Below are 25,294 nucleotides of genomic sequence, written 5' to 3' on the forward strand. Positions count from 1 at the left end.
GCAAACATCCCCAACTCGGCAGATCAGTACACCGGTATGGACCTGCTGGCTTAAAGCGCAGCGGTCGGCTGAGGCCGTCGGATGAACTGTCTGTCGCGGGCGGTCACCGAAGCCGTTGGGCTGGCCGCTCGGAGGACGACATCGAGGACCAGGTCTGGATCCGCTACGTAGGCGCCGCTTGCCCATGCGGCATTCGCCTCGATCACGGCCCAGTGGCCGTCGACCAGTCCTACGTCTACGACGATGGCGGAGGGCAACGTGTGCCCATATCCGGCGATGAGATCGGTGCCGAAGGCTAGCGCGTCGGTCGACGCAGGGCCGAGGTGCAACCGGCCGTGCGCGGCGTACTGGCTGCCTGCGTAGACCACACCGTCGAGCAGGTGTAGCCGGTACTCGGCGGTGAAGTCGACGATGTCGCTGACGAGCACTGGAGTCCGCCGATCGACAGCATCCGGGCCGGGCAGGCGGGAACCATCGGTGTAGATCATCGCCGGGATGTCCTTGTCGTTGGGCGACTTGATGAACGCCGGTCGACGGAGCTCGTAGGATTCGCCAATGGCGACCAAGGTGATCTCGCGGCCGGTGAGTTCACGAGGAAGGCTAGTCAGCCAGCCAGGTTCAGCCTCCAGGGGCGCGATCCCGAGCAGCGGTGCGACGACGTCGGCGAAGCTCGGTCCCGCGTGAAGGTGATCAGCACGCAACCCGGCGGGTACTTCGAAAGAGCCGAGCTGGACGGTGCGTAGTCCGCGTCGATGAGCGGCGTCGCGCAAGCTCTGAGCCGAGGCTGTCAGGCGCGGCGGCAGGACGAGTGTCACGGCCGATGATCCTGCCTGAATACACCGTCGCAGTTACAGCGGTTTGCTGCTCATCGGCGACCTCGACGATGAAGACGCAGAGATATCCTCTCGAGCACCTGTTGGAGGAGGCGTGAATGGGATTGTCTGGCAGGGTTTGCCCTGACTGTGGTCGGCGCGTGAGCAAGCCGTTCGAGAAGACCATCACCGGCCGGCAAGTCTGCCCGGACTGCGCGAACGCCCTGTCTATGGGCTCGGCCGCTGGCACGATCACCGGCAACGTCGGTTCCGGATACGGAGTGTGGGCGATGCTCATGCGAAAGATCCGACACTCCGACTGACCCCGATTGCTGCGAGCATCGCATCATGGCCATCGCCGGATTCCGCTCGAACATGCGTAGGCTGATCGGGCTGGCGGCCGTCTGCCTGGCCGTCGCGGCGATCATCAGTGTCGCCCCGAACCCTGCTGTACCTGAACGCGACTGGCGACCACCAGCTGGCTATGTCCTGGCCGACACGGTCTCGCTCGACGACGAGCACACGTTACGGCTCTGGACCGGGCCGTCCGGCTGGTATGTCGAGAGCATGCTGTCCGGTCGGCACCAGGCAGCCGTCGGAGCAGGCAGTGGTGGCGACCAGTCCAGCGTGAGCGAGGTCCTCAATGGGCTGGTGGGCCAGTTGTCCCTTGCTGGCGCGACGGCCGTCGCGGTCGGGTCGCCTACACCTGTGCGCGCCCGGGTTCACTCCGGAGTGTTCCTCGTCTCTACGTCGGTGATCCGATCGACCGATCGGGCAGTTCCGGTGACGCCACTCGACGTCAACGGAAAACCCCTCGCTCCGGAGACTCTCGTAGAGATCGCCGGCCGCGGCTGATCCCTACGATCCAAAAGTTCAGCACTCGTAGCCCAACGGATGGTGATCATGGGCTGGGCTGAGGCACTCAGTTGGTGGGTTCGTGGGGCACGTACCAGTCGCCGAGTGCCTGTCGTAGTCCGCACAGGAGGATGCTCGCCGCGATCGATGTCGCGATCGCGATGAGCAGACCCCCGTACCACCGGTCCCGCGGGTCGCGGCCAATCGAGTCCGCCCGGGGCGGAACTGCGGGCTGCCGGCCAGTGTTTGATTGGCGCCAGCACTGCTCCCGCAGCCGCATCGGTCGATCGGGCAGCACGCTCACGATCGCCGCGCCTTGTCAGCGGAAGATCCGTGCATCGATCGTGACGACGATCTGTTGGTCCCCAACGCCGCAGCCGGACTGGACTACGCCAATTGGCCGGACATGCCTCCGTAGCATGTTCCGCCATGCAGGGCATCGTCCTCAGGCCACGCATCCAGATTCCAGTCCTGTCGCGATCTTCGCTGTGTGGACCCTGCTAGGCGTCACGTACTTCACCCCCGGGGACGTACTGGCCGAGCGCGACTGGTTCGGCGTCGTGCTGGGATGCCTACTCGTCACGAGCGGCATGGCCGGGATCTGGCGAGCTCTTCGACTCGGCGTGGTAATCGGCGGAGAGGGTGTCCGTGTGCGCGGCTTCGACAGCCGTGACCAGGTCACACCGTGGAGCGCGATCCAGTCGGTCGACTGCGTACAGATCGACGTACGGGGAGACTTGCCGCTCTACGCTCCCGTCCTCCGTCTCGGCGACGACGCCATGCCGCTATCGGGGATCGGCTCGTACTCGCGGCAGGACGCCGAGCGCAAGGTCGAACAGTTGCACAGCCTCAAGGCCAGCGCCGCGCGTTCCTGACCGAGACGCAGAGGCGGGCGCCCGACCAGCGGCATGAGCGGATGTCCTGGAGCCGCGCGGTGGACTGCTCGTGGTGAACCGGACGGCCTATTCTGGTGCTGGTGAACGTCCGGCAGCGCAAGAAGCTCACCGCCCGTCTGATGGCGTCGCTGCTGCGTGACGATCTTCCGGCGGTGCGTGCGCTGTTGCGCGCGGGGGCAGACCCGAACGCGGCGGATCGTGACGGCACCACGCCTCTCTACCTGGCCGCGCTGCAGAACAAGCGCGCGGCGGTGCGGATCCTCCTCGACGCCGGTGCGGACCCGAATATCGAGAGCGGGCGCGGCGAGGAGGGCACACCCTTGACGGGAGCCGCAGCGTGGGGGCATGCCGAGGTCGTCGGCGAACTCCTTGCCCGGGGCGGAGATCCGAACCTCCGCGAAGACCACGGCAACGGGCTGTCGCCCTTCGAATGGGCCGTCCGAAACAACCACGCCGCGACGCAAGCACTACTCACTGTGGCAGACGCGGCGAGCAGTATTCAGCGTGATCGGCGCGCTGAGACAGCGCGCGCCCGCTTGGCGGCAGATCCGGATGCTGGGGTCGTGCCCATACTTGCCCTGTGACCAAGCAGAGCGATGCCCTCCCCGTGCTCGTCATCGACGGAGTCACATTCGCCGACTTCGCCGGCTTCATACGCGAGTTCTCGCAGCTACTTTGTCACGGAACCTGGAACGGAAATCTCGATGCCTTCAACGACATCCTGCGCGAGGGCTTCGGCACCCCCGAGACTGGCTGGGTACTCAAGTGGGTCAACTCTGACTCCTCCCGCATCGCGCTCGGTCATGACGCGACGGTCAGATGGCTGGAGCAGACCCTCCTCACCTGCCACCCATCGCACCGCGCGGGCATCAAGGCCAGGCTCAACGACGCACAGCGTCGCCAAGGTCAGACGTTGTTCGACATTCTCGTAGAGATCATCCACGAACACGGCCCAGGCGGCAGTGAATCCGAGGACGGCATCATCCTCGAGTTGCTCTAACCGTTCGGGTCCCTCCTGACCGTCGCTGCCCGACCCCAGCGGCATCCGCCGACCCGGACCGCGCCTCCGCTGGCCACGACTCCCAGCAACGCGCGAGCCGCGGCAAATGAGGACGAGGCCGGGCGCGGGCGAATGTCAGCAAGCGTCATGCAGACTGGAGCGATGACGAGCGTCGGTTCAGTGCGCACATTTGATCCGGACGAAGGTTGGGGTGTCATCGACGCTCCGGACGTGCCTGGCGGATGCTGGGTGCACTTCTCCGCCATTGCCACGGATGGATACCGGCAGTTGGTGCAAGGACAGCTCGTCTCGTTCCGTGCCGAGGCAGCGAACCAGGAGGGGTTCGGCTTCCGAGCAGTGAAGGTCTGGACAGAGGACATCGAGCCGCCCGGCCACCCCCGCGTTCAGGGCAGTTCCAACGCTTACAGCAGCTCGCTGACCCTGACATTCGATGATCCGACCCGAACCGACATGACCTGGCCGCAGGAGTAGCCGTGGCCGGTCGTTCCGGTAGACATCCGCATCTCGACATGTGCGGACGTCGGCCGTACCGCCTTTGCGGGGCGCCGACGCTGACGCCTTCAGTGCCGCCGACGAGATCACCGTTCAAGAAGCCCTGCTCAAGCTGTTTTGATGTCCATTCGGGCGGTCAGTCCATCGCGGATCTGGAACAGGTGGACGAAGCGCGCCGTCGACAACGGCGACCCGTCCGGCGTGCGGACCGTCTGGTCGACACGGACCGCGATGCGCCTATCACCCAGCTCGACCGGCTCGATGGGCTCGTCGTGGGTGTGGACCCGGGTCCACTGCTCAAGCCAGTAGCGGCGGAGCGCATCCTTGCCGTGCAGCCTGGCATCGCCGTCCGGCCAGTCGACGTCGTTGGCCAGCAGGGCGAGCAGGCCGTCGGCGTCCCGCCGGTTGTAGGCGGCGTACATGCGGCGCACCAACTCCGGCGGCGTGGTCATGAGAGCCCGGTCAGGATGTCGGCGACGGCCTGCGGGTCGGACAGGAACGGATGGTGGCCCGTCGGCAGTTCGACGACCTTGCCGGCGCGGCGGGAGAACTCGCGCTGCGCCGATACTGGAGTGCCGCGATCGTCGGCGCACACCACATACGTCGTCGGCAGGCCGTGCCACGCCACCTGCCGCACCGGCTGCTGGGTGACGGCAATCGTCTGCCGGATCAGGCGAGCCGCACCCTCGCGGACAATGTCCGGCGGGCAGTCCTGCATGAAGGTCTCGGCGAACAACTGCGGTACCGCGCCGAACGTGCCGCCCTCAGGGTCGAAGTCGAGAAACGGCGGCGGTTCCGGAGCGCCGAAGGTCGACAGCGACTCGCCCGGCTCGGGCAGATAGCTCGACACAAAGACCATGTGCCGCACCGACGCGACGCCCACTGCGGCCTCGGCCGCGACGATCCCGCCATAGCTGTGTCCCACGACCACCGTCGGCTCATCGCCAGCGGCCAGCACCGCCCGCACCGCCGCGACGTCCTCCGGCAGGCCGGGACCGTTCGAACCGGCGGGCCGGTCGCCCTCACCGCAGCTCGGCAACGCCGGCGCGACGCTGCTGATTCCCCGCTCGCGCAGTGCTTCGGCGGTCGGGTGCCACCACCAGGCGCCGTCCCGGACACACGCACCGTGCACAAATACCACTCGCATCTCTGCCTCCTTCTTCGGCTGGGATCAACGATAGACGTACCGCCAGTTACGTGAAAAAATGTGGTGGTGGGACGTCACAAACAACCCGAGATCCGCGACCGCATCCTCGACGCCTGCGTCGATCACGCGCTCGCCCACGGCCTGCCCGACCGTCTCGAACCGTTGGTGAGGGCGTCGGGCTGCTCGACCCGCATGCTGATCTACCACTTCGGGACGCGCGACGCGCTGCTGCGCGAGACCCTGCGCCGGGCGCGGCAGCTTCAACGCGAGTTCTACTGCGACCTGTTGTCCCCCAAGCCGGGCGAGCCTTACCTGAGCACGCTGCGGCGCACGTGGCAGGCCATGACCGGCCCCGAGGGCCGCCCCTACCTCACCATGTTCGGTCAGCTCCGCCAGGACGCTGAACAGCAGTTGTGGCCGAATTTCCGGCGCGAGGCCACCACCGACTGGCTGCAGCCCCTTGAGGACGGCATGCGTACCGTCGGCCGCCCCGAACTCGCCACCCTAGTGCTGGCCGTCATCCGCGGCCTCATCATGGACGTCGAGGCCACCGGCGACACGCCACGAGCCGATCGCGCCTTCGACGATTTCCTGGACGCTCTCGTCCTCCTGACGACCGCCGGCAAGGGCGACATACGTGAACGACTGAGTCGCTCACACTCGGCCTAACTGCTCCTAACACGATCTCGGTTTGGTCCAGTTGATCAATCTGCGCCAGCAGATCAGAACGCAGGCGAGGCTGACGAAGCTGTCGTGGATGTCAAGACGGCCTTCCCAGCGCACGGCGAGGCGGCGGAACTGGTGTAGCAGGGCGAAGGTCTGTTCGACGACGTAGCGCAGCTTGCCCAGGCCCTTGATCCCCGGCGTCTTGGACTTGGGGATGATCGGTTCGGTGCCGCGTTCGCGGCAGGCCTGACGGAAGGCTTGGCTGCTGTAACCCTTGTCGGCCAGCAGGACGTCGAAGCGGCGCCGTGGCCGGCCCCGGGCGGCCGGCGATGGGCGGGTAGCAGTCGAGCAGGTCGATGACAGCACCTACGAAACCGGCGAGCTGGACGGCCCTCGGATTCGACGGCTTCGCGCACCGGCTCAAAGCGCGTCGGTACATCCGCTCATCGACTATGTGCGGACGTCGCCCTACTGCCTCCACGGGAGTGCCAACGCTGACGGCTTCGGGCGCGGATACCACTTCGCCAAACTGCACCCAACCTGCTCCCAGCTGCAAGGCCAGGCCAATCAACGACTCCTTACCGCGCCCGTACGACCACAACGACGTGGCGAGGTCGGGTAGACGGCCAGTGGAAGGAACTTGGTCAGCCCTTAACGGAGGGCCGAGGCGCTAACGGATGGTGAAGGTCAGCGGGTTCGAGATGCCGAGGCCGCCGTGGGAATCGTGGACCCGCACGGTGAAGGTGGACGACGTGCCGGCCGACAGGGCCGTCTGGAACTGGTAGCGCTGTCCGCTGTTGGTCGGCGTCACGGCCAGCCGGGTTGCGCCGAGGTAAAGCTCCACCCGGGTGACGAGGTCCCCAGGATCGGTGTCGGCGACGTCGGCGACCAGCGTGACGGTCGTCGGCTCGAGGAAGTAGGTCTGCCCGCCGGGGGTGCTCAACGCCACCGCCGGCGGGTGGTTGGTGCCGGTGGACGCCGGCGTCACCACCGTGACCAGCAGCGGCGGCGCAGCGCCAGGCAGCGACTGGTCGGTGCCGGCCGAGACGTACAGCACGAAGGTGGTGCTGGTGCCGGGCTCCCCGATCGGTGGTGTCCACAGCGCCTCGTACCGGTCACCGGTCGTCCTCACCCCCCGGGCCACCGTGACGCCGTCCACCCGGAACGACACCGAGGTGATGCTGTGTCCGCCTCCCACGGTCGCGGTCGCCGCCAGCGGGACGGTTCCCGGCGTGGTGTACACCGCGCCGGCGGTCGGGCTGAGCCAGGTGACGATCGCTGGGTAGTCAGCGACCGGCGGTGTGGTCGTCCGGGTCGGCGTCACGCTGGGCAGGACGCCGCCGGTGCACGTTACGCCGTTAAGCGTGAACGACGCCGGTATGGGGTTGCTGCCCGACCAGGCGCCAACGAAACCGATGTTCGCGGAGCCATTGGTGCCCAGGGTCGCGTTCCAGCCCAGATTGGTCGCGCTGACCTGCTGGCCCGCCTGGGCCCAGGTGGCGCTCCAGGTTTGCGTGAGCCGCTGGTCGACTGCAGGGAACGCGAACCGCAGCGTCCACCCGTTGACTAGGTCACCCAAGTTGGTGACCGCGATGTCGGCGTGGAAGCCACCGGTCCACTGGCTGGTGACGACGTAGTTCACCCGACACCCGGCCGCCGCGTTCGCCGCACTGGCGTGTGAGATCGCGGCCATCATCGCGACCATGGCAGCAGCGATGGCGGCCACAGCAGTCAGCGACTTCCGCATGGCACACCTCGTCGTAGATAGTTGAACGTCTATGACTGTGTCGACTGTCCTGCTGCTCCGCCTTCCTGTCAAGGCACGCACGGCAGTCCTGCCGCCGGCAGGACAACGGACAGCCCGCCAGGGCTGATCGGTAGCGGCCCGGTGGGGAGTACGTGTACTTAGGGAAAGCTAGGTAGGCCTGCCCATCCATCGGTTACCAGCGATGTAGAGGATGGTTCGCATGCGAAGGACACTGATGGTGATGACGGCCGTGATCCTGGGGCTGGTGTCGGCGAGCGGGCCGGCGGCGGGGCAGCAGCGGCCACGGGGGATCCCCGACCGGGTCATGTTGCAGCCGGACGATCTCGGCGGGGCCGCGCCGGGGCCGGCGGAGGACGGGCTGGTGTGGTCGCTGCTACCCCAGCCGTGCGCGGACACGCCGGTGCCGCAGCCGGTCGTGAGCCGCACTGAGGCGACCGATCTCGGTACCCGATTTCGGATCTACGAAAACGTCGCCTGGTACCGCGGCGATGGGGCACACGCATACATCACCGAACTGAAGGCGCAGTTCGCCCGGTGCGGGGTGGGCGGCGACGAGGAGGGCTTCGATCCGGTCGCCGAGGACCACCTCGGGCCGGACACGGTGCTGTTCCTCGGCACCTACGACGAGGGCGACCGCTACGTCGGCTATGTCGCCGCCGCGGTCGGCCACTACGTGGTGGTGGTCATGATGTCGGACTCGTACCTGGGGGCGGCCGACCTGACCACGTTGAACGGGCTAGCCAGCGCCGCGATGAGCCGGGCGGCAGCGTGACGCGTAGAGGCCGGCCATCTTGAGAGGGCCGGCCTCTGGCCACGGGCAGCGCAATCGGGCAATAAGGGTGCCCGGGCTCTCGAAGCTGCTGTGTGGCATTGCGCCATAGGTCGGTGAGGCCAGTCGGTGGGTGAACGCAGGACTGAGTCGACGGTGTGGTTCAGTGCCACGCCGGCTCCGGCATCCTGTCATCGGCTGTGAAGGGAAGCCGCGATACCGCATCTGCGGGATGCCAACGCTAACGCCTTCAGATCCGCCGAAGAGGTCGTCACAGCGGATGCGCTGGTTAGGACACCATCCGGTGGAGTTGGTGTCTCAGCTGACTACACCAGTTACCGATCCGGTGGCACCGGAAGCCTTCTGATCGTCGCCACCAGTCCGGGCTTTGCTGGTCACTGCAGGAATTCCAGCGCCGCACCAGCGGGCAGATCACCGCCGCCACGTGCAGGGACCGGGGTTACAGGATGCGGGTCAGTTCGTGCATCGCGGCGAGCTGCGTGTCCGGGCGTGGTGGTGGCAACCGCAGAAGGTCATCGACGTCGCGATCACGCGTTCGCGTATCGGGTGATCAACGAAGGGGACGACCGCGTCGACTGGCAGATGCGGCGCCGCAACCAGAAGTTCCCGCAACTGTGGTGCTGCGGCTGTCGCACGCAGTCGTCATCAACGATGATCGCGTGCAGGTGATCGCGGCATTGCGTCCCGAGTGGATCTATCTGTTCAAAGGGCTTCGGCGGCCCCCGCTGGCTGCCTCCCACTGGGCCCGGCGGCGGCAAAAGCGCGACTATACAGGCATATCAGGCTCGCTGATGGACGGCTCCTGCTGGATGATGTGCGGATGGACAGGCCGAGCGGTGAGGCGCAGTTGAGTGAGGTGGGTTGGTTCTCCGTGCGGTGTGTCTTCCGCGTCGGGTCCGATCCGAGGGGTCAGTCGTACGAGGAATGGCTGACGCTGTGGCGTGCGGAGAGTTTCGACCAGGCGATCGAGCTTGCAGAGGCCGAGGCGCTCGGGTACGCGGCTGACCGGACAGACACGATTTTCGCGGGACTCACTCAGGCGTACCGAATGTTCGACGCCCCGAGACATGGAGCGGAGATCTTCTCACTGATCAGGGATAGCGAGCTGAACCCGCAGGCATACCTGACGGCGTACTTCGATACCGGCCAGGAGAGACAAGGAGACGTCTGGGCGGTATCCGACGAGGGATGCCGCCCCTGAGCAGCCTTGCTGCTCATTCCGCTCCGCCCAGTCCTCCACGCTCAGCACCTCCCGATGCTTCAAAAGGTGGTCCCGATTCAGCCGGAACCACGTGGTCAGTCTTCAGGCGGAGCCGACACCCGCTGCTCCAACCTGCTTCCCCCAACCGGGCTGGCACCGGGCCGCCCACCGATCGTGACCTGCCAGCCCGGTGCCTTGATTGGCACCAGCGCTGACTCCCGTAGTCGCATCGGTCGACCGGGGAGCCACGCCCACGGTCACCGCGCCTTGTCAGCGGCATGAGCGGATGGTGTTCACCACGTAACGAGCTCGGTCAGTGCAGCGCTGGTCGCTTCGTCGGCAGGTAGGAATGCTTCCAGTCGCAGTTCGGCGATGGTGACGTCGGTGGCGGTACCAAAGTGGGTGAGAGTGGTGATGAGCCGCAGTTCCCGGCTGTCCGGGCTGCTCGTGCGCAGGTGCAGCGGCACCGCGAACCCGAGGTGGTGTGGCGAGAGTTGCCGTGGCCGCGGGGGTGCCAGGTCGACGAGTTCCTCGACGAGGTGCTGGAGCCGGTCGCTCGGGTTGCGGACGCTTTCGGCTTGGACGCTGTCGATGATGTGCCAGGCCCATTCCTCAAGGTTGACGATGCGAGGTGCGAGACCGCGGGGGTGCAGCAGGGCTCGGGGGACGCTCACGGGTGGGGTGAGCAGGTGTGGGTCCACTCCGCGGGTGATCATGTGGAAGCCGGCGTTGGCGGAGATGAGGTCGCCGTGCCGGTCGACGATCACAGCCGGGTACGGCAGGTGGCCGTGCAGGACGCGATTAAGGGCGGTCCGGACCGGCGCCAACTGGGGATGGTCCAGGTCGGTCTGTGGGTACGCGGGCGCGAATCCTGCGGCGAGGAGCAGTTCGTTGCGATCGCGGATCGGCACCTCCAGCGACTCGGCCAGCCGTATGATCATCGCCCGGCCGGGGGTCGAGCGTCCGCTCTCGATGAAGCTGACGTGCCGTTGCGTGGTGCCAGCGCGCACCGCCAGTTCGAGTTGGCTGACGCGTCGTCGGGTGCGCCATGTGCGCAACGCACCCGCGAGTCCGCCGCTCGCGGATTCGGTGATCATTCTTCCTGTGTACCGGGTGCCGCGCCGGTTGGCGATTCCCTCCGGGGAATTGTCGCTGCGCCTCCGGCGCAGAACAGTCGTGGTCGCAACGATCATCCACGACCGAAGGATCACTATGGCTGACATTGACCTGGAGAACCTCACCGGCCGCTACGTCGCGGTGTGGAGCGAACCCGACCCGGAACGTCGCCGCGCGGCCGTTCGCGAGCTCTGGTCCACCGACGGGGTCCATGTCCTGCAGCCGCCTCAGGAAATGCGACAGGCCGCCGAAGGCCTGGGGTTCGATCGTCTCGTCTTGGAGGCGCGCGGGCATGACGAACTGGAGGTGCGGGTGACGCGCTCGTACGAGGAGTTCATCGCCCCGGGCACCTTTGTGTTCCGCTCCCGCGGGGATGCCGAGCGGCTCCACGACGTGGTCAAGTTTCGCTGGGAGATGGTGCCTCGCGACGGTGGCGACGTGGCCGGTGTCGGGCTGGAGATCCTCGTGCTCGGCGCCGACGGACGGATCGTCCGCGACTACCAGTTCATCGAGGGATGACCGCGATGACTGCGACGCTGCCCCCGTCCGTGCGCAGCTACCATGTCAACAGCGGTGACGGCATTGATGGTCTGTCGCTGCGCTGCCACGAACCGCGCACGCCAGGTATCGGCGAGGTCGCGGTCGCGGTCCACGCCGTCTCGCTCAGCTTCCGCGAACTGCTGGTGCTGCGGGGGCAGTACGTGTTGCCGGTGAAGCCGGACGTCATTCCCGTCTCGGACGGTGCCGGGCAGGTCATCGCCGTGGGCCCAGGTGTTCAGCGGGTGCGACCGGGCGACCGGGTTACCGCGACGCTGTTCCCGCAATGGCTGGACGGCCCCCTGCAACAGTCATACCTGCCACAACTGGGAGGCTCCCTCGACGGCATGCTCACCGAACTCGCCGTCCTGCCGGAGCAAGCCCTCGTCCCGATCCCTGAACGCCTCTCCTACGCCGAGGCCGCGACGTTGCCGTGCGCCGCAGTCACGGCGTGGAACGCGCTGACCGGGGATGGTCCTGGGATCCAACCGGGGCACACCGTACTGACGACCGGCTCGGGCGGCGTATCACTGTTCGCGGTACAACTGGCCAAGCTTCTCGGTGCGAGAGTGATCGCCACGACCGGCCAGGCGGAAAAGGAGCAGCGCCTTCGTGACCTGGGCGCTGACGAGGTCGTCAACTATCGGGCCGTTCCCGACTGGCACACTGCGGTCCGCGACGTCACCGGCGGGCGAGGGGTCGACCGGGTCGTCGACACTGCCGGAACATTGGGGCAGTCACTGAGGTCGCTTGCCATCAACGGGCACGTCGCGTTCGTAGGGTCCCTTTCCGGTGACTGGCCGCCACTCGACCCTCGCCTGGTGTTCGGTGTCGCCGCGACGATCCGAGCGCTGGCCGTCGGAAGCTACGCGCAGTTCACTCAGCTGAACGAGATCATCGCCGCGCATCAGCTTCGGCCCGTCATCGACCGAGTGTTCCCCTTTCAGGAAGCCGCCGCGGCGTTCCGCTACTACGAATCGACCAGCCCGTTCGGAAAGGTCATCATCGAAATCCGATGACCGGCGTGCGTGGCGGCGCAATCCGCCGCGCACGCTCATCGACATGAGCGGACGCCGCTCGACTGACGACCGGGAGCAAACTGGCCGACCACTTCGGGTCCGCCGAAGGGGTCTCCAGACTGAAGGGCCTTGTCACGTCGCTGCCCGTGGGATCGGCGTCTCAGATGACGGTACCGTGACGAACTCCAGCAGGCTCGCCCACAATGCCGCAGATCGATCTACAGCAGACCTACAGGCACGGCGTTAGGCGACTCGAGATACCGGCCGACCCCAGCCATCCCGGAACGACATGCCTGACCACTTCGATCTCTACCGGGAGGTCACGGCGCACCGCTCGGCCGCAGCACCGCAGGTCAGAGTCCTCGTCTCTGTCCGGCGTCGGTGAGCACTTCGGTCGCGGTGACCTCTTCGCCAACCTGCACCCAATCTGCTCCCCCTAAACCGGGCTCGCGCCGGGCCGCCGGGCCGCCGGGCCGCCGACCGATCGTGAGCTGCCGGCCCAGTGCCTTGGTTGGCACCAGCGCCGGCTCCTGCGGCCGCATCGGTCGATCGGGGAGCACGCCCACGATCACCGCACTTGTCAGTGGCCACTTATGTGCGGGCGACGTTGCAGGAGATTGCCACCGCATTGGCGGCTCTCACAATTGAACCGCATCCTCTGAATGAGTCCTTCTGGTGGCCTGGTCCTGGAGCTAGTAACGTCACCGACAGTTAGTACGGCAGCCGCCATTGGGTCTGTCACGCCCCGGTCAGCTAGCCATTGGCGGCTGCCGCACCAAGGATTTCGGACACGCTGCCAAGACCAACGTCGACAGTAGACAGCAGATCATCGGTTTGTGAAAGACCGGCATGAGCTGTGTGGACACCGCAAGGGTGAGCGACCACAGCCGGCATCCGGCCGCCGCAGCATGCGCACGTATCCGGACCGGATGAAACCGGCTACATCGGCGACGATGATCTTCACGCTCCGCGAGTTTACGTGATCTTGTTGCGTGAGACGGGAGTGACGTACTTCGATCGACTGCGGATACGATCCTTAGGTGCGCGAGATCCTTCAGGCCGGCGGCACCCCGGAGAGCAGCGCGCCGGGGGAACCGTCGGTCGAGCCCGCCCGGGTGACTGTGCTGACCAAGTTGGCCGACTCCGGAAGCCTGCGCAACCTCGAGACCGTGGGTGAGGACACACGCCCAGATCTCGTCCACTGTGGCGTTGACACCGCTCTCATCGACGCGGTGGCTGCGGGTCATGTCGTGATCGTCCGCTTCGCCGCTGATTCTCATGTCGACCGCTCCATTGCGGGTGCCACCCCGTTCGTCACCACCAACGCGCTCGGCACGCAGACACTGCCCGACGCCGCGCCCCGGCACGAAACGCCAGGCCGGCCCGGACAGGACCGTGCCAGTCGCCGACCGCAAGGGCCCACGACCGTCGCCATTCCCGCGATACCAGCAAGATCATGACTGAGGTCGGGTACGCGCCACGCATCGATCTGGAGTACGGGCTGGCTGCGACGGTGCAGTGGTATCGAGACAACCGAAAGGGGTGGAGGCCACTCAAGGCGGAGCCACCTTGGTGATCAACATAACTCGACAATTGTGGACGCTGTGCAGCCACTCGCATCCACGTTCCGGGACGCCTCAAAGCGCCGTATCGACCTGCCGACTTCAGCCTTTTGTCGATGGAGGAGCAATTCATGCAGCGTTCGGTCGATTGGGAACCCGGCTGCGTCGTCGCTGTCGACCAGACGACACTCCCTCACGAGATGACGGTCCTGCACATGACCGGCATCGATCAGATCATCACAGCGATTCAGCGCCTGGCCATCCGGGGCGCTCCGGCCCTCGGACTGGCGGGTGGGCTCGGCGTCGCTCTGTCGGCGCACCTACATTCAGTCGCCGGCGAGGTTGATCATGCTGCCGTACGGGCGGACGCCGAACTGCTCGCGGCCGCCCGACCAACCGCCGTGAACCTGCGGTGGGGTGTCCAGCGGGCGCTCGGCCGGCTGGCGGACGGCCCGGACGCCGTCCTGCAAGAGGCCCTCGACATGATCACCGAGGACGAGCGGACGAACCGTGCCGCCGCGACACGCGCCGCGACCCTCATCCGTGAGGTGTCCCCGCGGCGGCCGATGCACGTTCTCACCCACTGCAACACCGGCCGATTGGCGACCGGCGGCTGGGGGACCGCCCTGGGCGCGATCCGAGAGCTGGCGGCCAGCTGTGATCTGGGTTCGGTGCTCGCGACCGAGACCCGGCCGCTGCTGCAGGGCGCCCGACTCACCGTGTGGGAGCTGGCCGAGGCGGACATCCCGCACCGCCTGTGTATCGACTCGGCCGCCGCGGCGGCCATGGCCGGTGGTTCGGTCGATTGCGTCATCGTCGGGGCGGACCGCATCGCCGCAAACGGCGACACCGCCAACAAGATCGGTACCTATGCGTTGGCTTTGGCCGCAGCGCGCCACGGCATCCCGTTCATCGTCGTCGCACCGGAGTCCTCGGTCGACGTCACCACGCCGCACGGCGATGACATCCTCATCGAGGACCGGCCCGCCGACGAGGTACTGGAGATCGCGGGTGCACAGATCGCGCAGCCCGGGACAGCGGTGTACAACCCCGCGTTCGACGTCACACCGATCGACTTGATCACCGCCATTGTCACCGAGGACCGGGTCATCCGGCCCACCCGCATCGGCGACACTTCGCTTGTCCGCCACGTAGCCGACTTCCCACAGCCAGGCGTGACCTTCCGCGATCTCGCTGGCGTATACACGGACCCGCGTGCTCTTGCGGCCCTCGCCCGCCGTTTGGCGGATACCTTCCGCGGACGGTGCGACCATGTCCTCGCCATCGAGTCCCGGGGCTTTCCCGTCGGAACACTTGTCGCGCAACTGCTCGGCTGCCCGCTGACGTTCGCCCGTAAGGCCGGCAAGCTGCCCGGCGCGGTGCACAGCGTCCAGTACGGCCTCGAGTACGGCGCTGACACGCTGCAGGTGCAGATGGACGCCCTTGCTCCCGGCGCCAGGGTGCTGATCGTCGACGACGTCCTTGCCACTGGAGGAACCCTCGCCGCCGCAGCCGAATTGGTTTCCGCCAGCCATGCCCGTACCGCGGGCTTCGGTGTGCTGCTCGAGGTCGCCGGGCTCGGCGGTGTCGAGCGCCTCAACGGACGTCGCCTGGTCGTTGCCCTTGCTGACGAAGGAGCCACCGCGTGACAGGCATCATCGACACCCGCGGCGCCGCTCACCTGGTGGGGGAAGCCCGGGAGCTGTACCTGCGGGGATGGCTCGAGGGAACGTCCGGCAACCTCTCCACGCGGCTCGACGACGCCAGCGACACGATACTCATCACCACGAGCGGACGCAGCAAGGGACGGCTGACAGAGAGCGATACCGTACCCGTCAGCGTGCGGACCGGGTTGCCCGTGCAGCCCATCGGGCCGAAGCCGTCCGCCGAGACCAGCATCCACACCGCCATCTACGCCGCCGATCCGCGCTGTGGCGCGGTCATCCACGTGCATTCCCCGCACGCCACCGCTGTCGCCGTGTTGGCGGCCCGAGCCAGCCGGACGTCGGTACGGTTCGCCGATCTTGAACTGATCAAGGGCCTCGGCGTCGTCGACCCGGCCAGCGTCCATGTCCCGGTCTTTCCCAACTGGCCGGACGTCGCACGCATCGGTACCGACGTAACGAACCACCTGGCGCAGTCCGCAGCGACACCGCCGGTGTTCCTGCTCGCCTGGCACGGCGTCACTGCCTGGGGTCCGTCGCTCGAGGTGGCCCGCAATCGCCTCGAATGCCTTGAGGCGATGTGCCAGTTGACACTGCTCGCCGCAAGTGCCTCACCGAACACGGATCTATTCCAGGAGGGTCTGCTATGACACTGCTTCAGGTGATGCCGGCTACCGACGGCAACGACATTCGACTGCGCACTACCGACGAGGACCGCATCCGCGTCGAACTGTCCCGCTGGAACATCGTGTTCGAACGATGGGCCACGACCCGGACGCTCGATGCTGCCGCCGACTCCAGTCGGGTGCTCGAAGCCTACAGCGATGACGTACGCAGGATCAGCGAGGCCGGCGGCTACCGGCTGGTGGACGTCGTACGCATGCGGCCCAACGACGCCGACCCGGACTGGCCCGCCACTGCCCGAGCGGCACGGGAGAAGTTTCTCGAGGAACACGTGCACGACGAGGACGAGGTCCGGTTCTTCGTCGAGGGACGCGGGTGCTTCTATCTGAATCTGGACGGCATGGTGCACGCCGTCGTGTGCGAGGCTGGTGACCTGCTATCGGTGCCGCGCGGCACGCGGCACTGGTTCGACATGGGCCGGCAGCCCCAATTCACGGCGATCCGGTTCTTCCAGGAGGAGGACGGGTGGATCGCCGACTTCACCGGCGAGCCGACCGCCCGTCAGATCCCTTACCTCGACGAGTTGATCGGCGCTAATTGGTGAGCCGAGCCGACGCAGTCGTCCTGGACGTCGAGGGCACGTTAGGTTCCCTCGCCTTCGTCCGTGATGTTCTTTTTCCCTACTCTCGTGAGCGAGTCGCCACGTATCTCGAACGCGACACGACGGATGTCCAGGACGTCCTCCGGGCCACCGCGGCTCTGGCGGGCAAGCCGACGGCAACACGCGCAGAATTGGTCGTCGTCATCAACGGCTGGATCGACCAGGATGTCAAAGCGCCACCGCTCAAGGCGCTGCAGGGGATGATCTGGGCGGACGGGTACGCGAGCGGAGCGCTCACCGCACACGTCTTCGACGACGTCCCCACCGCGCTGCGGACGTGGCGTGCCGACGGCCTCGGCGTGCACCTGTTCTCCTCCGGTTCCGTCCAGGCGCAACACGACTGGCTGCGCCACACCGAGCTGGGTGATCTGCGACCGCTGGTCGACCGGCTCTTCGACGCGCAGGGCATGGGCGCCAAGACCGATCCCGCGGCGTACCAACGGATCAGCCGGGAGATCGGCGTAGCCGCGGACCGGATCCTGTTCGCCTCGGACCGGCCCGTCGAACTGGCCGCCGCCCGCGCCGCCGGCTGGCATACCCTGGGTGTGCACCGACCCGGGAACCCGCCAACGGACTTCGGCGCCCACGCCTGGGTCACTGATTTCTCGTCTGTGCGCCCGCAGCCGGTCGGCAGGCCGACATGAGCCGGTCGCGGCATCAGAGTTCGACGATCTTCCGCGGGATGACCGAGCTCGCCCAGGCCTCCGGTTCGGTGAACCTTCGGCAGGGCTTCCCGGACACCGACGGGGCAATCCATCGACTCACGAAGTTCCATGCATGAGGAGAGAGATCATGTCAGCGCTACAAGCGTCGTTGGCCGTCATCGGCGGAAGCGGCTTCTATTCGCTGCTGGACGAAGCCCGCGAAGTGCATGTCAGCACCCCGTACGGCGAACCGTCGGACGCCGTCCTTGTTGGTCGCGTCGGCGACCGCGATGTGGCGTTCCTCCCCCGGCACGGCCGCGACCACCGTTACCCGCCGCACCGGATCAACTATCGCGCCAACCTCTGGGCACTGCACTCGATCGGTGTCCGCCAGATCATCGCCCCGTGCGCCGTCGGCTCACTGCGACCCGAGCTCGGGCCGGGAAGCCTCGTGGTCCCGGACCAACTCGTCGACCGCACCAGCGGCCGCCAGCAGACCTTCTACGACTCCGGCGCGGCACATGTACCGTTCGCCGACCCGTACTGCTCGCAGGGGCGTGAGGTAGTCATCGCGGCATCGCGTCGCGAGGGGATGCCCGTGACGGATGAAGGCACCATGGTCGTCGTCGAGGGACCCCGATTTTCGACCCGGGCCGAGTCACAGTGGTACGCGGCTCAGGGCTGGTCCGTGGTCAACATGACCGGCCTCCCGGAAGCAGTTCTGGCTCGCGAACTCGCGATGTGCTACACGGCGGTGGCGCTGGTCACTGACCTCGACGCCGGTCTGGACAGCGCTTCCGCCGTGAATCAGAGGGAGGTGTTCGACGTCTTCGCGAAGAACACCAACCGCCTCCGGTCGATTGTTCTGAATGCCTTGGCCGACCTGCCTGCCGATCGAACCTGCCCGTGCCGGGAAAGCCTCGACGGCATCGCAGTCGCCCGGGATGCCGTGCCCAGCTGACACGGTCCTGATACACCTCATCTCGCGCACCTTCGAGGCGGTGACCATGACGAGGCCGGGGACCGGGTATTCATCCTCGACTTCGACCCTCAGGCGCACCTGACGGAGGCGATCGGCATGCCGGAGCCGGAGGGACCGGCGACGCTGCGGCACCTGCCCACGGCAGGGCCTCTGGACAGCCTTACCGCTGCTCTTCACACGATCGTTGACCCATCCGTAGGCTCGACCTCTAGCCGGAAGGCACGCCGAAGCGCCGCCATCGTGGGAGCGATCTCTGCCTCGTCGCGGGCGCGGAAAAAGACGACCCCTGGCGTCGACGACGAGTTGAGGTCCGACGTGACCACGTCGCCGACGCTCATGGTCATCCGCATGTCGATCAGTCCAGGGATCGCCGCGCGGATCTCCTCCTCAGAGGACATCTCGACGATCCGGCCCGGACGGATCGGAAGATTCACGTTGACGACAATGCCGTCGGTCGACGTGACGTCCAGCGCCGGCGTGTACCCGAGCCCCAGGGACCAGAATGCCTCCCACAGATCGACTCCGTGCTGGTGACTGATGGCTTCGACGATGCCGCCGCCCGCGGGCCGGCACGCCGCTTCGCCGACCCGGAAGCCGTCGCGGGACCGGTAGAGCTCCACGTGGGCGACCCCGTCGCGGAGCCCCAACTCGATCGTGGCCCGGCTGGCGACCTCCAGCGCCTCGTCATGGTCAGGGTGGTCGGGGGGGACGATCCACGATCCGTCGAAGTCGTCGATCCGGCCGAGCAGCGGGTCGAAGTAGATCGACACGGCGGCGAACAGCACCTTACCCTCGTGAAGAACGGCGTCGACGTGGAACTCCCGGTCCATCGCCACGTACTGCTCCACGGCCACCGGCATCTCCTCGGCGCGCAGACGCGCTCCGGTCGGCCCGGTCGCCCAGGCCCTCGCTGCCTCCGGCCCGTCGATCCGGGTCACGTCCATGCAGAGGGCGCCGAACGTCGGCTTGACGACGACCGGCCATCCCAGGCTGTCGCCCGCCTTCGGGACGTCGGTCGGTTCGAAAACCCGCTGGACCTGAGCTGTCTTCAGGCCTGCCTCGATGAGGCGTCGCTTCATGAGGAACTTGTCGGAGAAGGCGAGTGCGACGTCGTACGAATCTCCGGGGATCCCGAGCGAGGACCGCAGGAAGCCAGCGGTCGGTACACCGAACTCGACCGGCGAGATGATGCGATCCACAGGACGTGACGCGGCCACCCGCCGGACGGCGACGAGCACCTGGGTCGTGTCGCGGATGTCGTCGACCTCGATGACCTGCATGGTAGGTAGACGGGACGCGCCGCCGCCGTCGGGGAAGTGGTGGGGATGGCCCGCCTCCGCCACGATGGTCACGTGGTCGACGGATGCAGCGTCGAGCAGACGGAACGGGAAGGCGCGGCGCACGGTGGTCAGGACCACGGCGTGGGCGGTCACTACGGCACCATCCTTTCGATCAGATCTTGGAAGTAACGTCCTGTCGGAACTCGGCGAGGATCAGCAGATGGGCTTGTGGCGGTCGCCCTTCGAGGCCTCGTCGACAACCCGGCCCGGCACGGCAACGCGGTACGCCTCCTCCAAGCTGGAGAAGACCAATTCCTCGCTGCCCGAGGTTGACACAGGGAGTGTCACGCCTGACCACTCTCGACGAGGAGTGAGGCCAGGACCGCGTCGATCTCCGAGCGGAACGCCGCAGCATCCGTGGCGGGAAGCTGGGCCAGGACCGACCCGGCGAGCTCCTCGATCTTCTTCTTCGACGTCGTGGTTCCAGGTGCCACCGCCCACAGGCCGCGGACCCGCGCGCCTCGCCGACATTTAGCCTCGTAGCTGCGGGTGCCGAGGTGCAGGGACTCGATGCCGTTCTCCTGGGCGAACCGTACGGGCCCGTGCACTAGGAGCACCGCGTACTCCGCGGCGTTGCGCAGCTCCCCGTAGTTCAGGCCGATCGAACGAAGCGCGAGTTGCTGGCCCGACCGGTAGCCGAGCGAGTACCCGGTCATGCGCGAGCCGTCGAAGACGGCGTGCGCCACGGCCTCCTCGCGGAGGATGCGGGCCTGGCGGCCGAGGGTTGCCCGCAGGTTCTCCTCCTCGTGCTCGTTGCCGTACTTGAGCTCGACCTGCTGCAGCAGCGGAGCCCCGCATGCGACAATCTCGTCGATCGACACCTGCCGGAGCTCGAGGCCGCTCTTGACGAAGCGCTGCCACTCGCGGCGCCAGTGTCGATGCTGCGACTTCGTCAGCTTCGACTCGAAGGGCCCATCCGCAGGAATTTGCTGCACGGTGCAGTCGGCGTCGACGAGGTGCACCCCGGGGGTCTCGCCGGTGAGCGAACGCGCGGCCGCCACGACGTGTGGCACGTCCTTCGACGGCAGGTATGGCCACCACCAGGCGCCGTGTACCTCGGGGAACGCCTCGAGGGCCGCGCCCATGAGCTCCGCCAGCGCTGCGGGCGACCGGCGAGTCCCGATCACCGGGGAGCAGAATCCCCGGCGTCCACCGAGCAGCAGCCGCGCACTGTCGTCCTCGCTGTCGAGCAGGGTCTCGAAGCGATAGTCCGGATGACCTTCGTCCGGCGCATGGTGGGCGACGAGCCCGGCACCGTCCTTCATCAGGTAGGCGGGACGACCGATGCCGTCGGAGTCGACGAAGCGCAGCCAGTTCGGCGAGGAGTAGAAGCTTTCTGGTTGGGGCCAGGCTGAGGGGACAGTGGAGCTGATCATTCCCTCCGGCTTTCGTCTGTCGCAGACACATGCATCGACGTCGTCACGGCGCGTCGTCTGACATCGACCAGTATAACGGTGATCTCCGTGCTACTCCGGCCCCGCGTGCCTGGCAAGCGAGGGGCCCACGAGCCGGGCGGCCAGCGCGCCGACCGCAGCGATCACGACGAGAAGCACCACGGCGACATCGACCTGATCGGCGAAGGGGGCAACGACGAGTGCACCCATGGCGAAGCCCAGCGCGAGGCTCGTGTTGACCCAGGACTGCGCCTCGGTCCGCTGCCCTGGGGGGGTGGTCGCCGCCGAGAGCGAGAAGACCGTGGCCAGGCAGGGTGCCGTGGTGGCGCCGACCAGGGGAGCGACGACGATGAAGCTCCATGGCGCGGCCTGACCCAGGAGCAGCATCACGATGCCGCCGGCCGTCAGCAGCAGCATGATCGGCAACCAGCTCTGCGGAGTACGTCCACTGCCGTACGCGCCGAAGACAAGTCCTCCGACGAGGCTGCCCACTGCCATTCCGGCCAGCAGCAGTCCTCCCGCCCACTCGTAGCCGCCGGAGTGGCTGATCGTCAGCAGCAGCACCTCGACGGCGGCGCTGACCAGGGACGGGACCAGCGCGAGTAGCAGGGTCGTCCTGAACGGCGAAGAGGCAACCGGCCCCCATCCGCCCTTGCTCCGGGAGGCAAGCACCTGCTCGGCCGGTTCCGACCGGATCACCAAGACCGCGGACAGGACCAGCAGGGCGATGACGGGCAGGACCGCGACGGCCGGATCCGTCCACGTCGCCACCAGGCCCGCTGCCGCGGGGCCGACGACGAAGGCCACCTCGAGCAGGACAGCGTCGAGGGCCATCGCTGTGTGCCGGCCCTTTCCCGGGAGGGTGAGGGCGATCCAGAGTCCACGGATCGTGGCAGCGACCGGCGGCATGAAAGCGCCGCTCAGCACGGCGACTCCTGCGATCACCAGCATCGACGAGCCCTCGATGACGGCGACCAGGACGGCCACCATCAGGATGTACAGGCTGGTGGTGACGAGGAGCACGGGTTGCACGCCCCGGCGGTCGATCCATCGGCCCCGTGCGGGGGCCGTGAGTGCCTGGCCCACCGTATAGGCGGCCAACGCCAGGGCGGCCGACGACTCGTCGCGTCGGTCGGCCACGAGCAGGAACAGCACGACCGACCACATGCTCATGGTCAGGCGCGCTACCAGGGCCGCGACGGCCAACCGGCGCATGTCCCGCTCGCCGAGCAGGGCCCTGTATGCCTGCACCCCCGTGCTGGATTCCTTGTTCACGCGCGCATTAACCCACGGCGGCGCAAAGTCGACCCCGCGGTATTCACGGTGCATAGTCGACCCCGCAGCGCGTGATCATGTTGGAGGTCGCCGCACCGGCTCGACGTGGAGTGCTTCATGCGGACAAAGTAACCGGTGGCGCGTGCCATGGGATATCGGCAGCCGTCTCACCCAGGTCGAGGGGCAGGATCCGAAGAAGAGGCCGCGACCCTGGACCACGACGGAGCATCGCGGTCATCCGCATCTCGGTCGAGGCGGCGGCGGGCCGCGTGGCGATCACTGCCGGCGCCGGATCCAGCTCCGCGGCTCACAGCATCGACCCCCTCGTGGAGCTGGGCGTCATCGAGTCGGCGCTCGTCCGCCCTGCCGTTCCTCGAGTCCACCCCGGAGCGCCTCAGAATCCTGCGCGCAGGGCTGTCCGCGTCGGCCATCGAGTCAGCCGGCCGCCACACGCAGACCCCCTCGCCGCGGACGATCGAAGCTCACGTGCGAGGAGCCAGACTCCAAAATAGAGGGGTTGACCGCCTGCAGTCACAATGCGATGATCCATTTTCTTGTTCTCACTTCGGGGGTCTGATCAAGTTGCGATTCCGATTTCAGGATCCGAGACGTCCGATCGGGTGGCGTCGATGAGCGAGATCTATTTCGCACAGATCCGTGAGGACTCACGCATCGAACGTCGACTACAGGCCAGCTACGGGGCCCGGAGGGTCCTCACCATCGGCTCGGGCGGCTGCACGGCATTCTCGCTGCTGGACGACGAGCTGGAGAGCCTCGTCGTCGTGGACGCGAACCCGGCCCAGTGCGCGCTCATCGAGCTCAAGAAGGCCGCCCTGATCGCTCTCGAACGGGAGGACTACCTCGCCTTCGTCGGCGAGCGGCCTGCCGTGAACCGCCTCGGCACCTTCCGCGAGTTGGAAGAAGCCCTGCCCGACGGAGCCCGCGCGTATTGGCGGAGCCACCAGGCGCGCATCGCGTCGGGGATCAACGGCTGTGGCGTGACGGATCGCCTCTACAGGCTGGTCGGCGACAACCTGACGCAGCTCATCCTCGGCGCCGAAAACGTCGACCTCCTCTTCGCGTGCTCGACCATGGACGAGCAGCGTGCCTTCTTCGCCGAGCACCTCGACAACGACCGCTGGGACACCGCCGTGCGGGTGTTGTTCAGCCGTTGGACCCAGTCGCACTTCTACCCACCGCTGTGGTCCGCACGTAGCCCTGAGTCCAAGTTCGGCGAGTTCTACGCGGCGCAAATCAAGGACGCCATCGTGGGCAAGCCAGTCGCCAACAATTACTTCTTACATCAGCTGCTCACCGGTCGCTACCTCCACGACCGGGTCGACGGCACACCCGCCTATCTCTCCGACGACGGATATACGACCGCACGCCGCAACATCGACAAGATGCGACTGGTCAACAGCACGGTCGACCAGTGCCTCGACACCGTGACGGACGTGGACGCCTTCTACCTGTCCAACATCTTCGACTGGGGCAGCCCCTCGCAGCACGAGGCCCTCGCGGGCAAGGCTCGAAAGGCTTCGTCAGCCGACGGAGCAATCGTCCTGCACCGGAGTATGTATGGCGAGGGGCAGCTGGCACCGGTGTTCGGTGACCACCTCGAGATCCGTCAGGAGCTGTCGAAAGAGCTGACAGAGCAGGAGCGCTCGATGCTCTATCGCGAGGTCACCGTCGGCGAGCTCGTGCGAGGAGCTGGCGGCACCCGATGAGTGGCGCGAGGCAGACCGCACGGTTGGCAACTTCCAAATGGACGAAGGGTAAAGCCCGGCATGACTGGAAGCAATGACGATTTTCTCGGAGCGGTGCTGGAGTTCCTGCGCGACCTCAATACTTCGACAGAGACTCAGCGCCCGACGATGGGAACTGAGCTCGGCGCGGACACGGACCTGATCCAGGCGGGCATCGTCGATAGCCTGTCGATAATGGAGCTGATCGTGTTCCTGGAGAAGGAGACCGGCGCGCACGTCCCGCTGGAGGACCTGATGCTCGACAGCATCCGCACTGCCCGGACAATCGCTGCCGTCTACGGTTCGCATACGACCCCAGTTGCCCGATGAGTCCGGTCGGCGCGCAACTGGGCTTGAGTGACGTCGAGGCCCAGATCGACAGGATGCTCATCGGAATCCCCTCTTTCTCGGGTGCCGAGGAGCTCAAACTCTCCCCGCTGCTCCCCAGGAGCTCCGTCCTGGCAACACACTACGTGCGCAGCTTTCCCCAGCATGCACTGGTGGTCTCGGGCGCGATGGGCTCGGACTCCGAGTTTCTCCTGGCACCGACTACCTGCTACGCGGTGTTCGACCATCTGAGAGATCGCCAGCTTTCCAGTCCTTCCTTGTTCACACACAAGAATCTCTGCTTCCGGAACGAGGAGACCTACCGTCCGGGCGAACGCCAGTCCTCGTTCCTCATGCGAGAGTTCATCTTCCTCTCGACGGACCTGGGCCTGGTGCACGAGTGGATCGGGCACATCGTTCGTGACGTGCCGTCGTCACTCGCCGAGGAGTTCTGGGTGGACGCGGTCGTGAAGAAGGCGAGCGACCCGTTCTTCGACCCCAAGGACCTGCACCTGAAGTTCCAGGAGTCCGAGAACCTGAAGTCCGAGTTCGTCGTCGACGGCCTCGCCGTGGCGTCGGTCAACCTGCACCTCGGGGCGTTCGCTCGAAGCTGCAACCTGCGCTCGAACGACGGGCAGCCCCTGTACAGCGCCTGCTTCGGCCTCGGGTACGACCGGCTCGTCGCGAAGAGCACGGCGGCACGGGCGGATGTCCAGTCCCCAGCCGGTGACGGCCGGAAAACGAGCGGATAAGCCC

At 66.8% G+C, this 25,294-nt stretch carries 30 protein-coding genes; 20 read left to right on the forward strand and 10 right to left on the reverse strand.

All coding sequences use genetic code 11. From position 1 onward, the window contains the following. Positions 1-50: 50 nt before the first annotated feature. Entirely contained in the window at positions 51-815 is a 765-nt protein-coding gene (locus tag MED01_RS07330) for an ATP-grasp domain-containing protein (RefSeq protein ID WP_238667742.1), read from the reverse strand. A gap of 158 nt (positions 816-973) precedes the next feature. Between MED01_RS07330 and MED01_RS07335 the strand changes: the two genes are divergently transcribed. The 6 genes from MED01_RS07335 (at position 974) to MED01_RS35620 (ending at position 4,055) form a co-directional block, all read left to right on the forward strand. Then, positions 974-1,135: a hypothetical protein gene (locus tag MED01_RS07335; RefSeq protein ID WP_238667743.1), complete on the forward strand. Its 162-nt coding sequence runs from the start codon at positions 974-976 to the stop codon at positions 1,133-1,135. A gap of 25 nt (positions 1,136-1,160) precedes the next feature. Then, positions 1,161-1,667, forward strand: a complete 507-nt coding sequence (locus MED01_RS07340) for a hypothetical protein (RefSeq protein WP_238667744.1) — start codon at positions 1,161-1,163, stop codon at positions 1,665-1,667. Between the two features lie 419 nt (positions 1,668-2,086). Next, positions 2,087-2,542, forward strand: a complete 456-nt coding sequence (locus tag MED01_RS07345) for a PH domain-containing protein (RefSeq protein ID WP_238667745.1) — start codon at positions 2,087-2,089, stop codon at positions 2,540-2,542. A 101-nt stretch (positions 2,543-2,643) separates the two neighbouring features. After that, positions 2,644-3,147: an ankyrin repeat domain-containing protein gene (locus tag MED01_RS07350; RefSeq protein WP_238667746.1), complete on the forward strand. Its 504-nt coding sequence runs from the start codon at positions 2,644-2,646 to the stop codon at positions 3,145-3,147. After that, positions 3,144-3,563, forward strand: coding sequence for a barstar family protein (locus MED01_RS07355; RefSeq protein WP_238667747.1), 420 nt, complete (start codon positions 3,144-3,146; stop codon positions 3,561-3,563). Before MED01_RS07350 ends, MED01_RS07355 begins: the two co-directional genes overlap by 4 nt. Before the next feature lie 162 nt (positions 3,564-3,725). Beyond that, positions 3,726-4,055: a cold-shock protein gene (locus tag MED01_RS35620; protein ID WP_274525387.1), complete on the forward strand. Its 330-nt coding sequence runs from the start codon at positions 3,726-3,728 to the stop codon at positions 4,053-4,055. A 128-nt stretch (positions 4,056-4,183) separates the two neighbouring features. Here MED01_RS35620 and MED01_RS07365 read toward each other — a convergent pair whose 3' ends face one another. Both MED01_RS07365 and MED01_RS07370 read right to left on the reverse strand, forming a co-directional pair. Further along, on the reverse strand, positions 4,184-4,528 hold the full coding sequence (locus tag MED01_RS07365) for a nuclear transport factor 2 family protein (RefSeq protein WP_238667748.1): 345 nt from the start codon (positions 4,526-4,528) through the stop codon (positions 4,184-4,186). Continuing rightward, complete coding sequence (locus MED01_RS07370) at positions 4,525-5,223, reverse strand: alpha/beta hydrolase (RefSeq protein WP_238667749.1); 699 nt, start codon at positions 5,221-5,223, stop codon at positions 4,525-4,527. The genes MED01_RS07365 and MED01_RS07370 overlap by 4 nt, the downstream gene beginning before the upstream one ends. A 66-nt stretch (positions 5,224-5,289) precedes the next feature. Here MED01_RS07370 and MED01_RS07375 point away from each other — a divergent pair, with 66 nt between their 5' ends. Beyond that, positions 5,290-5,892 carry a TetR/AcrR family transcriptional regulator gene (locus MED01_RS07375; RefSeq protein ID WP_238667750.1) on the forward strand — a complete coding sequence of 201 codons (603 nt, stop codon included), beginning with the start codon at positions 5,290-5,292 and terminating at the stop codon, positions 5,890-5,892. Between the two features lie 6 nt (positions 5,893-5,898). Here the strand turns inward: MED01_RS07375 and MED01_RS07380 are convergent, their stop codons facing one another. After that, complete coding sequence (locus MED01_RS07380) at positions 5,899-6,255, reverse strand: transposase (RefSeq protein ID WP_238667751.1); 357 nt, start codon at positions 6,253-6,255, stop codon at positions 5,899-5,901. Between the two features lie 304 nt (positions 6,256-6,559). Next, positions 6,560-7,636 carry a cellulose-binding domain-containing protein gene (locus MED01_RS07385; RefSeq protein ID WP_238667752.1) on the reverse strand — a complete coding sequence of 359 codons (1,077 nt, stop codon included), beginning with the start codon at positions 7,634-7,636 and terminating at the stop codon, positions 6,560-6,562. A gap of 220 nt (positions 7,637-7,856) precedes the next feature. On the opposite strand from MED01_RS07385, the gene MED01_RS07390 reads away from it, so the two are divergent. Together MED01_RS07390 and MED01_RS07395 are read left to right on the forward strand one after the other, a co-directional pair. Then, a complete protein-coding gene (locus tag MED01_RS07390; RefSeq protein ID WP_238667753.1) occupies positions 7,857-8,429 on the forward strand; it encodes a hypothetical protein in 573 nt (190 codons plus the stop codon). Between the two features lie 838 nt (positions 8,430-9,267). Then, positions 9,268-9,648: a DUF4288 domain-containing protein gene (locus MED01_RS07395; protein ID WP_238667754.1), complete on the forward strand. Its 381-nt coding sequence runs from the start codon at positions 9,268-9,270 to the stop codon at positions 9,646-9,648. Between the two features lie 293 nt (positions 9,649-9,941). On the opposite strand, the gene MED01_RS07400 is transcribed toward MED01_RS07395, so the two are convergent. Continuing rightward, the gene (locus MED01_RS07400; protein ID WP_238667755.1) at positions 9,942-10,745 is read right to left on the reverse strand and encodes a helix-turn-helix domain-containing protein; all 804 of its coding nucleotides are present in this window, start codon (positions 10,743-10,745) and stop codon (positions 9,942-9,944) included. Positions 10,746-10,860: 115 nt separating this feature from the next. On the opposite strand from MED01_RS07400, the gene MED01_RS07405 reads away from it, so the two are divergent. The 8 genes from MED01_RS07405 (at position 10,861) to MED01_RS07445 (ending at position 18,436) form a co-directional block, all read left to right on the forward strand. Further along, positions 10,861-11,283, forward strand: a complete 423-nt coding sequence (locus tag MED01_RS07405) for a hypothetical protein (protein ID WP_238667756.1) — start codon at positions 10,861-10,863, stop codon at positions 11,281-11,283. Between the two features lie 5 nt (positions 11,284-11,288). Then, a complete protein-coding gene (locus tag MED01_RS07410) occupies positions 11,289-12,320 on the forward strand; it encodes a zinc-dependent alcohol dehydrogenase family protein (protein ID WP_238667757.1) in 1,032 nt (343 codons plus the stop codon). Between the two features lie 1,040 nt (positions 12,321-13,360). Continuing rightward, positions 13,361-13,780 carry a Rossmann-fold NAD(P)-binding domain-containing protein gene (locus tag MED01_RS07420; protein ID WP_238667758.1) on the forward strand — a complete coding sequence of 140 codons (420 nt, stop codon included), beginning with the start codon at positions 13,361-13,363 and terminating at the stop codon, positions 13,778-13,780. A 218-nt stretch (positions 13,781-13,998) separates the two neighbouring features. Beyond that, positions 13,999-15,531, forward strand: coding sequence for an S-methyl-5-thioribose-1-phosphate isomerase (mtnA, locus tag MED01_RS07425; RefSeq protein WP_238667759.1), 1,533 nt, complete (start codon positions 13,999-14,001; stop codon positions 15,529-15,531). Next, entirely contained in the window at positions 15,528-16,196 is a 669-nt protein-coding gene (gene mtnB, locus MED01_RS07430; protein WP_238667760.1) for a methylthioribulose 1-phosphate dehydratase, read from the forward strand. The genes mtnA and mtnB overlap by 4 nt, the downstream gene beginning before the upstream one ends. Then, positions 16,193-16,774 (forward strand): 1,2-dihydroxy-3-keto-5-methylthiopentene dioxygenase, encoded by a 582-nt coding sequence (locus MED01_RS07435; RefSeq protein WP_238667761.1) that lies wholly within the window; start codon positions 16,193-16,195, stop codon positions 16,772-16,774. The genes mtnB and MED01_RS07435 overlap by 4 nt, the downstream gene beginning before the upstream one ends. After that, on the forward strand, positions 16,771-17,475 hold the full coding sequence (mtnC, locus tag MED01_RS07440; protein WP_238667762.1) for an acireductone synthase: 705 nt from the start codon (positions 16,771-16,773) through the stop codon (positions 17,473-17,475). Before MED01_RS07435 ends, mtnC begins: the two co-directional genes overlap by 4 nt. A 148-nt stretch (positions 17,476-17,623) precedes the next feature. Next, positions 17,624-18,436 (forward strand): S-methyl-5'-thioadenosine phosphorylase, encoded by an 813-nt coding sequence (locus tag MED01_RS07445; RefSeq protein WP_238667763.1) that lies wholly within the window; start codon positions 17,624-17,626, stop codon positions 18,434-18,436. A gap of 194 nt (positions 18,437-18,630) precedes the next feature. Here MED01_RS07445 and MED01_RS36030 read toward each other — a convergent pair whose 3' ends face one another. The 4 genes from MED01_RS36030 to MED01_RS07460 form a co-directional block, all read right to left on the reverse strand. After that, positions 18,631-19,890, reverse strand: coding sequence for a hypothetical protein (locus MED01_RS36030; protein ID WP_238667764.1), 1,260 nt, complete (start codon positions 19,888-19,890; stop codon positions 18,631-18,633). 60 nt (positions 19,891-19,950) lie between these two features. After that, positions 19,951-20,085 carry a hypothetical protein gene (locus MED01_RS35630; protein ID WP_274525390.1) on the reverse strand — a complete coding sequence of 45 codons (135 nt, stop codon included), beginning with the start codon at positions 20,083-20,085 and terminating at the stop codon, positions 19,951-19,953. Next, entirely contained in the window at positions 20,082-21,173 is a 1,092-nt protein-coding gene (locus MED01_RS07455; protein ID WP_238667765.1) for a hypothetical protein, read from the reverse strand. Before MED01_RS07455 ends, MED01_RS35630 begins: the two co-directional genes overlap by 4 nt. A gap of 90 nt (positions 21,174-21,263) precedes the next feature. After that, positions 21,264-22,442 carry an MFS transporter gene (locus tag MED01_RS07460; protein WP_238667766.1) on the reverse strand — a complete coding sequence of 393 codons (1,179 nt, stop codon included), beginning with the start codon at positions 22,440-22,442 and terminating at the stop codon, positions 21,264-21,266. 653 nt (positions 22,443-23,095) lie between these two features. Between MED01_RS07460 and MED01_RS07465 the strand changes: the two genes are divergently transcribed. Genes MED01_RS07465 through MED01_RS07475 form a run of 3 tightly spaced genes read left to right on the forward strand, consistent with a single transcriptional unit; the run spans position 23,096 to position 25,290 of the window. Continuing rightward, a complete protein-coding gene (locus MED01_RS07465) occupies positions 23,096-24,193 on the forward strand; it encodes a DUF3419 family protein (RefSeq protein ID WP_238667767.1) in 1,098 nt (365 codons plus the stop codon). Between the two features lie 60 nt (positions 24,194-24,253). Next, positions 24,254-24,541: an acyl carrier protein gene (locus tag MED01_RS07470; protein ID WP_238667768.1), complete on the forward strand. Its 288-nt coding sequence runs from the start codon at positions 24,254-24,256 to the stop codon at positions 24,539-24,541. Further along, positions 24,538-25,290, forward strand: coding sequence for a class-II aminoacyl-tRNA synthetase family protein (locus tag MED01_RS07475; protein WP_238667769.1), 753 nt, complete (start codon positions 24,538-24,540; stop codon positions 25,288-25,290). The genes MED01_RS07470 and MED01_RS07475 overlap by 4 nt, the downstream gene beginning before the upstream one ends. Positions 25,291-25,294: the final 4 nt, after the last annotated feature.

Source organism: Micromonospora alfalfae (assembly GCF_022230925.1).
Classification (GTDB): domain Bacteria; phylum Actinomycetota; class Actinomycetes; order Mycobacteriales; family Micromonosporaceae; genus Micromonospora; species Micromonospora alfalfae.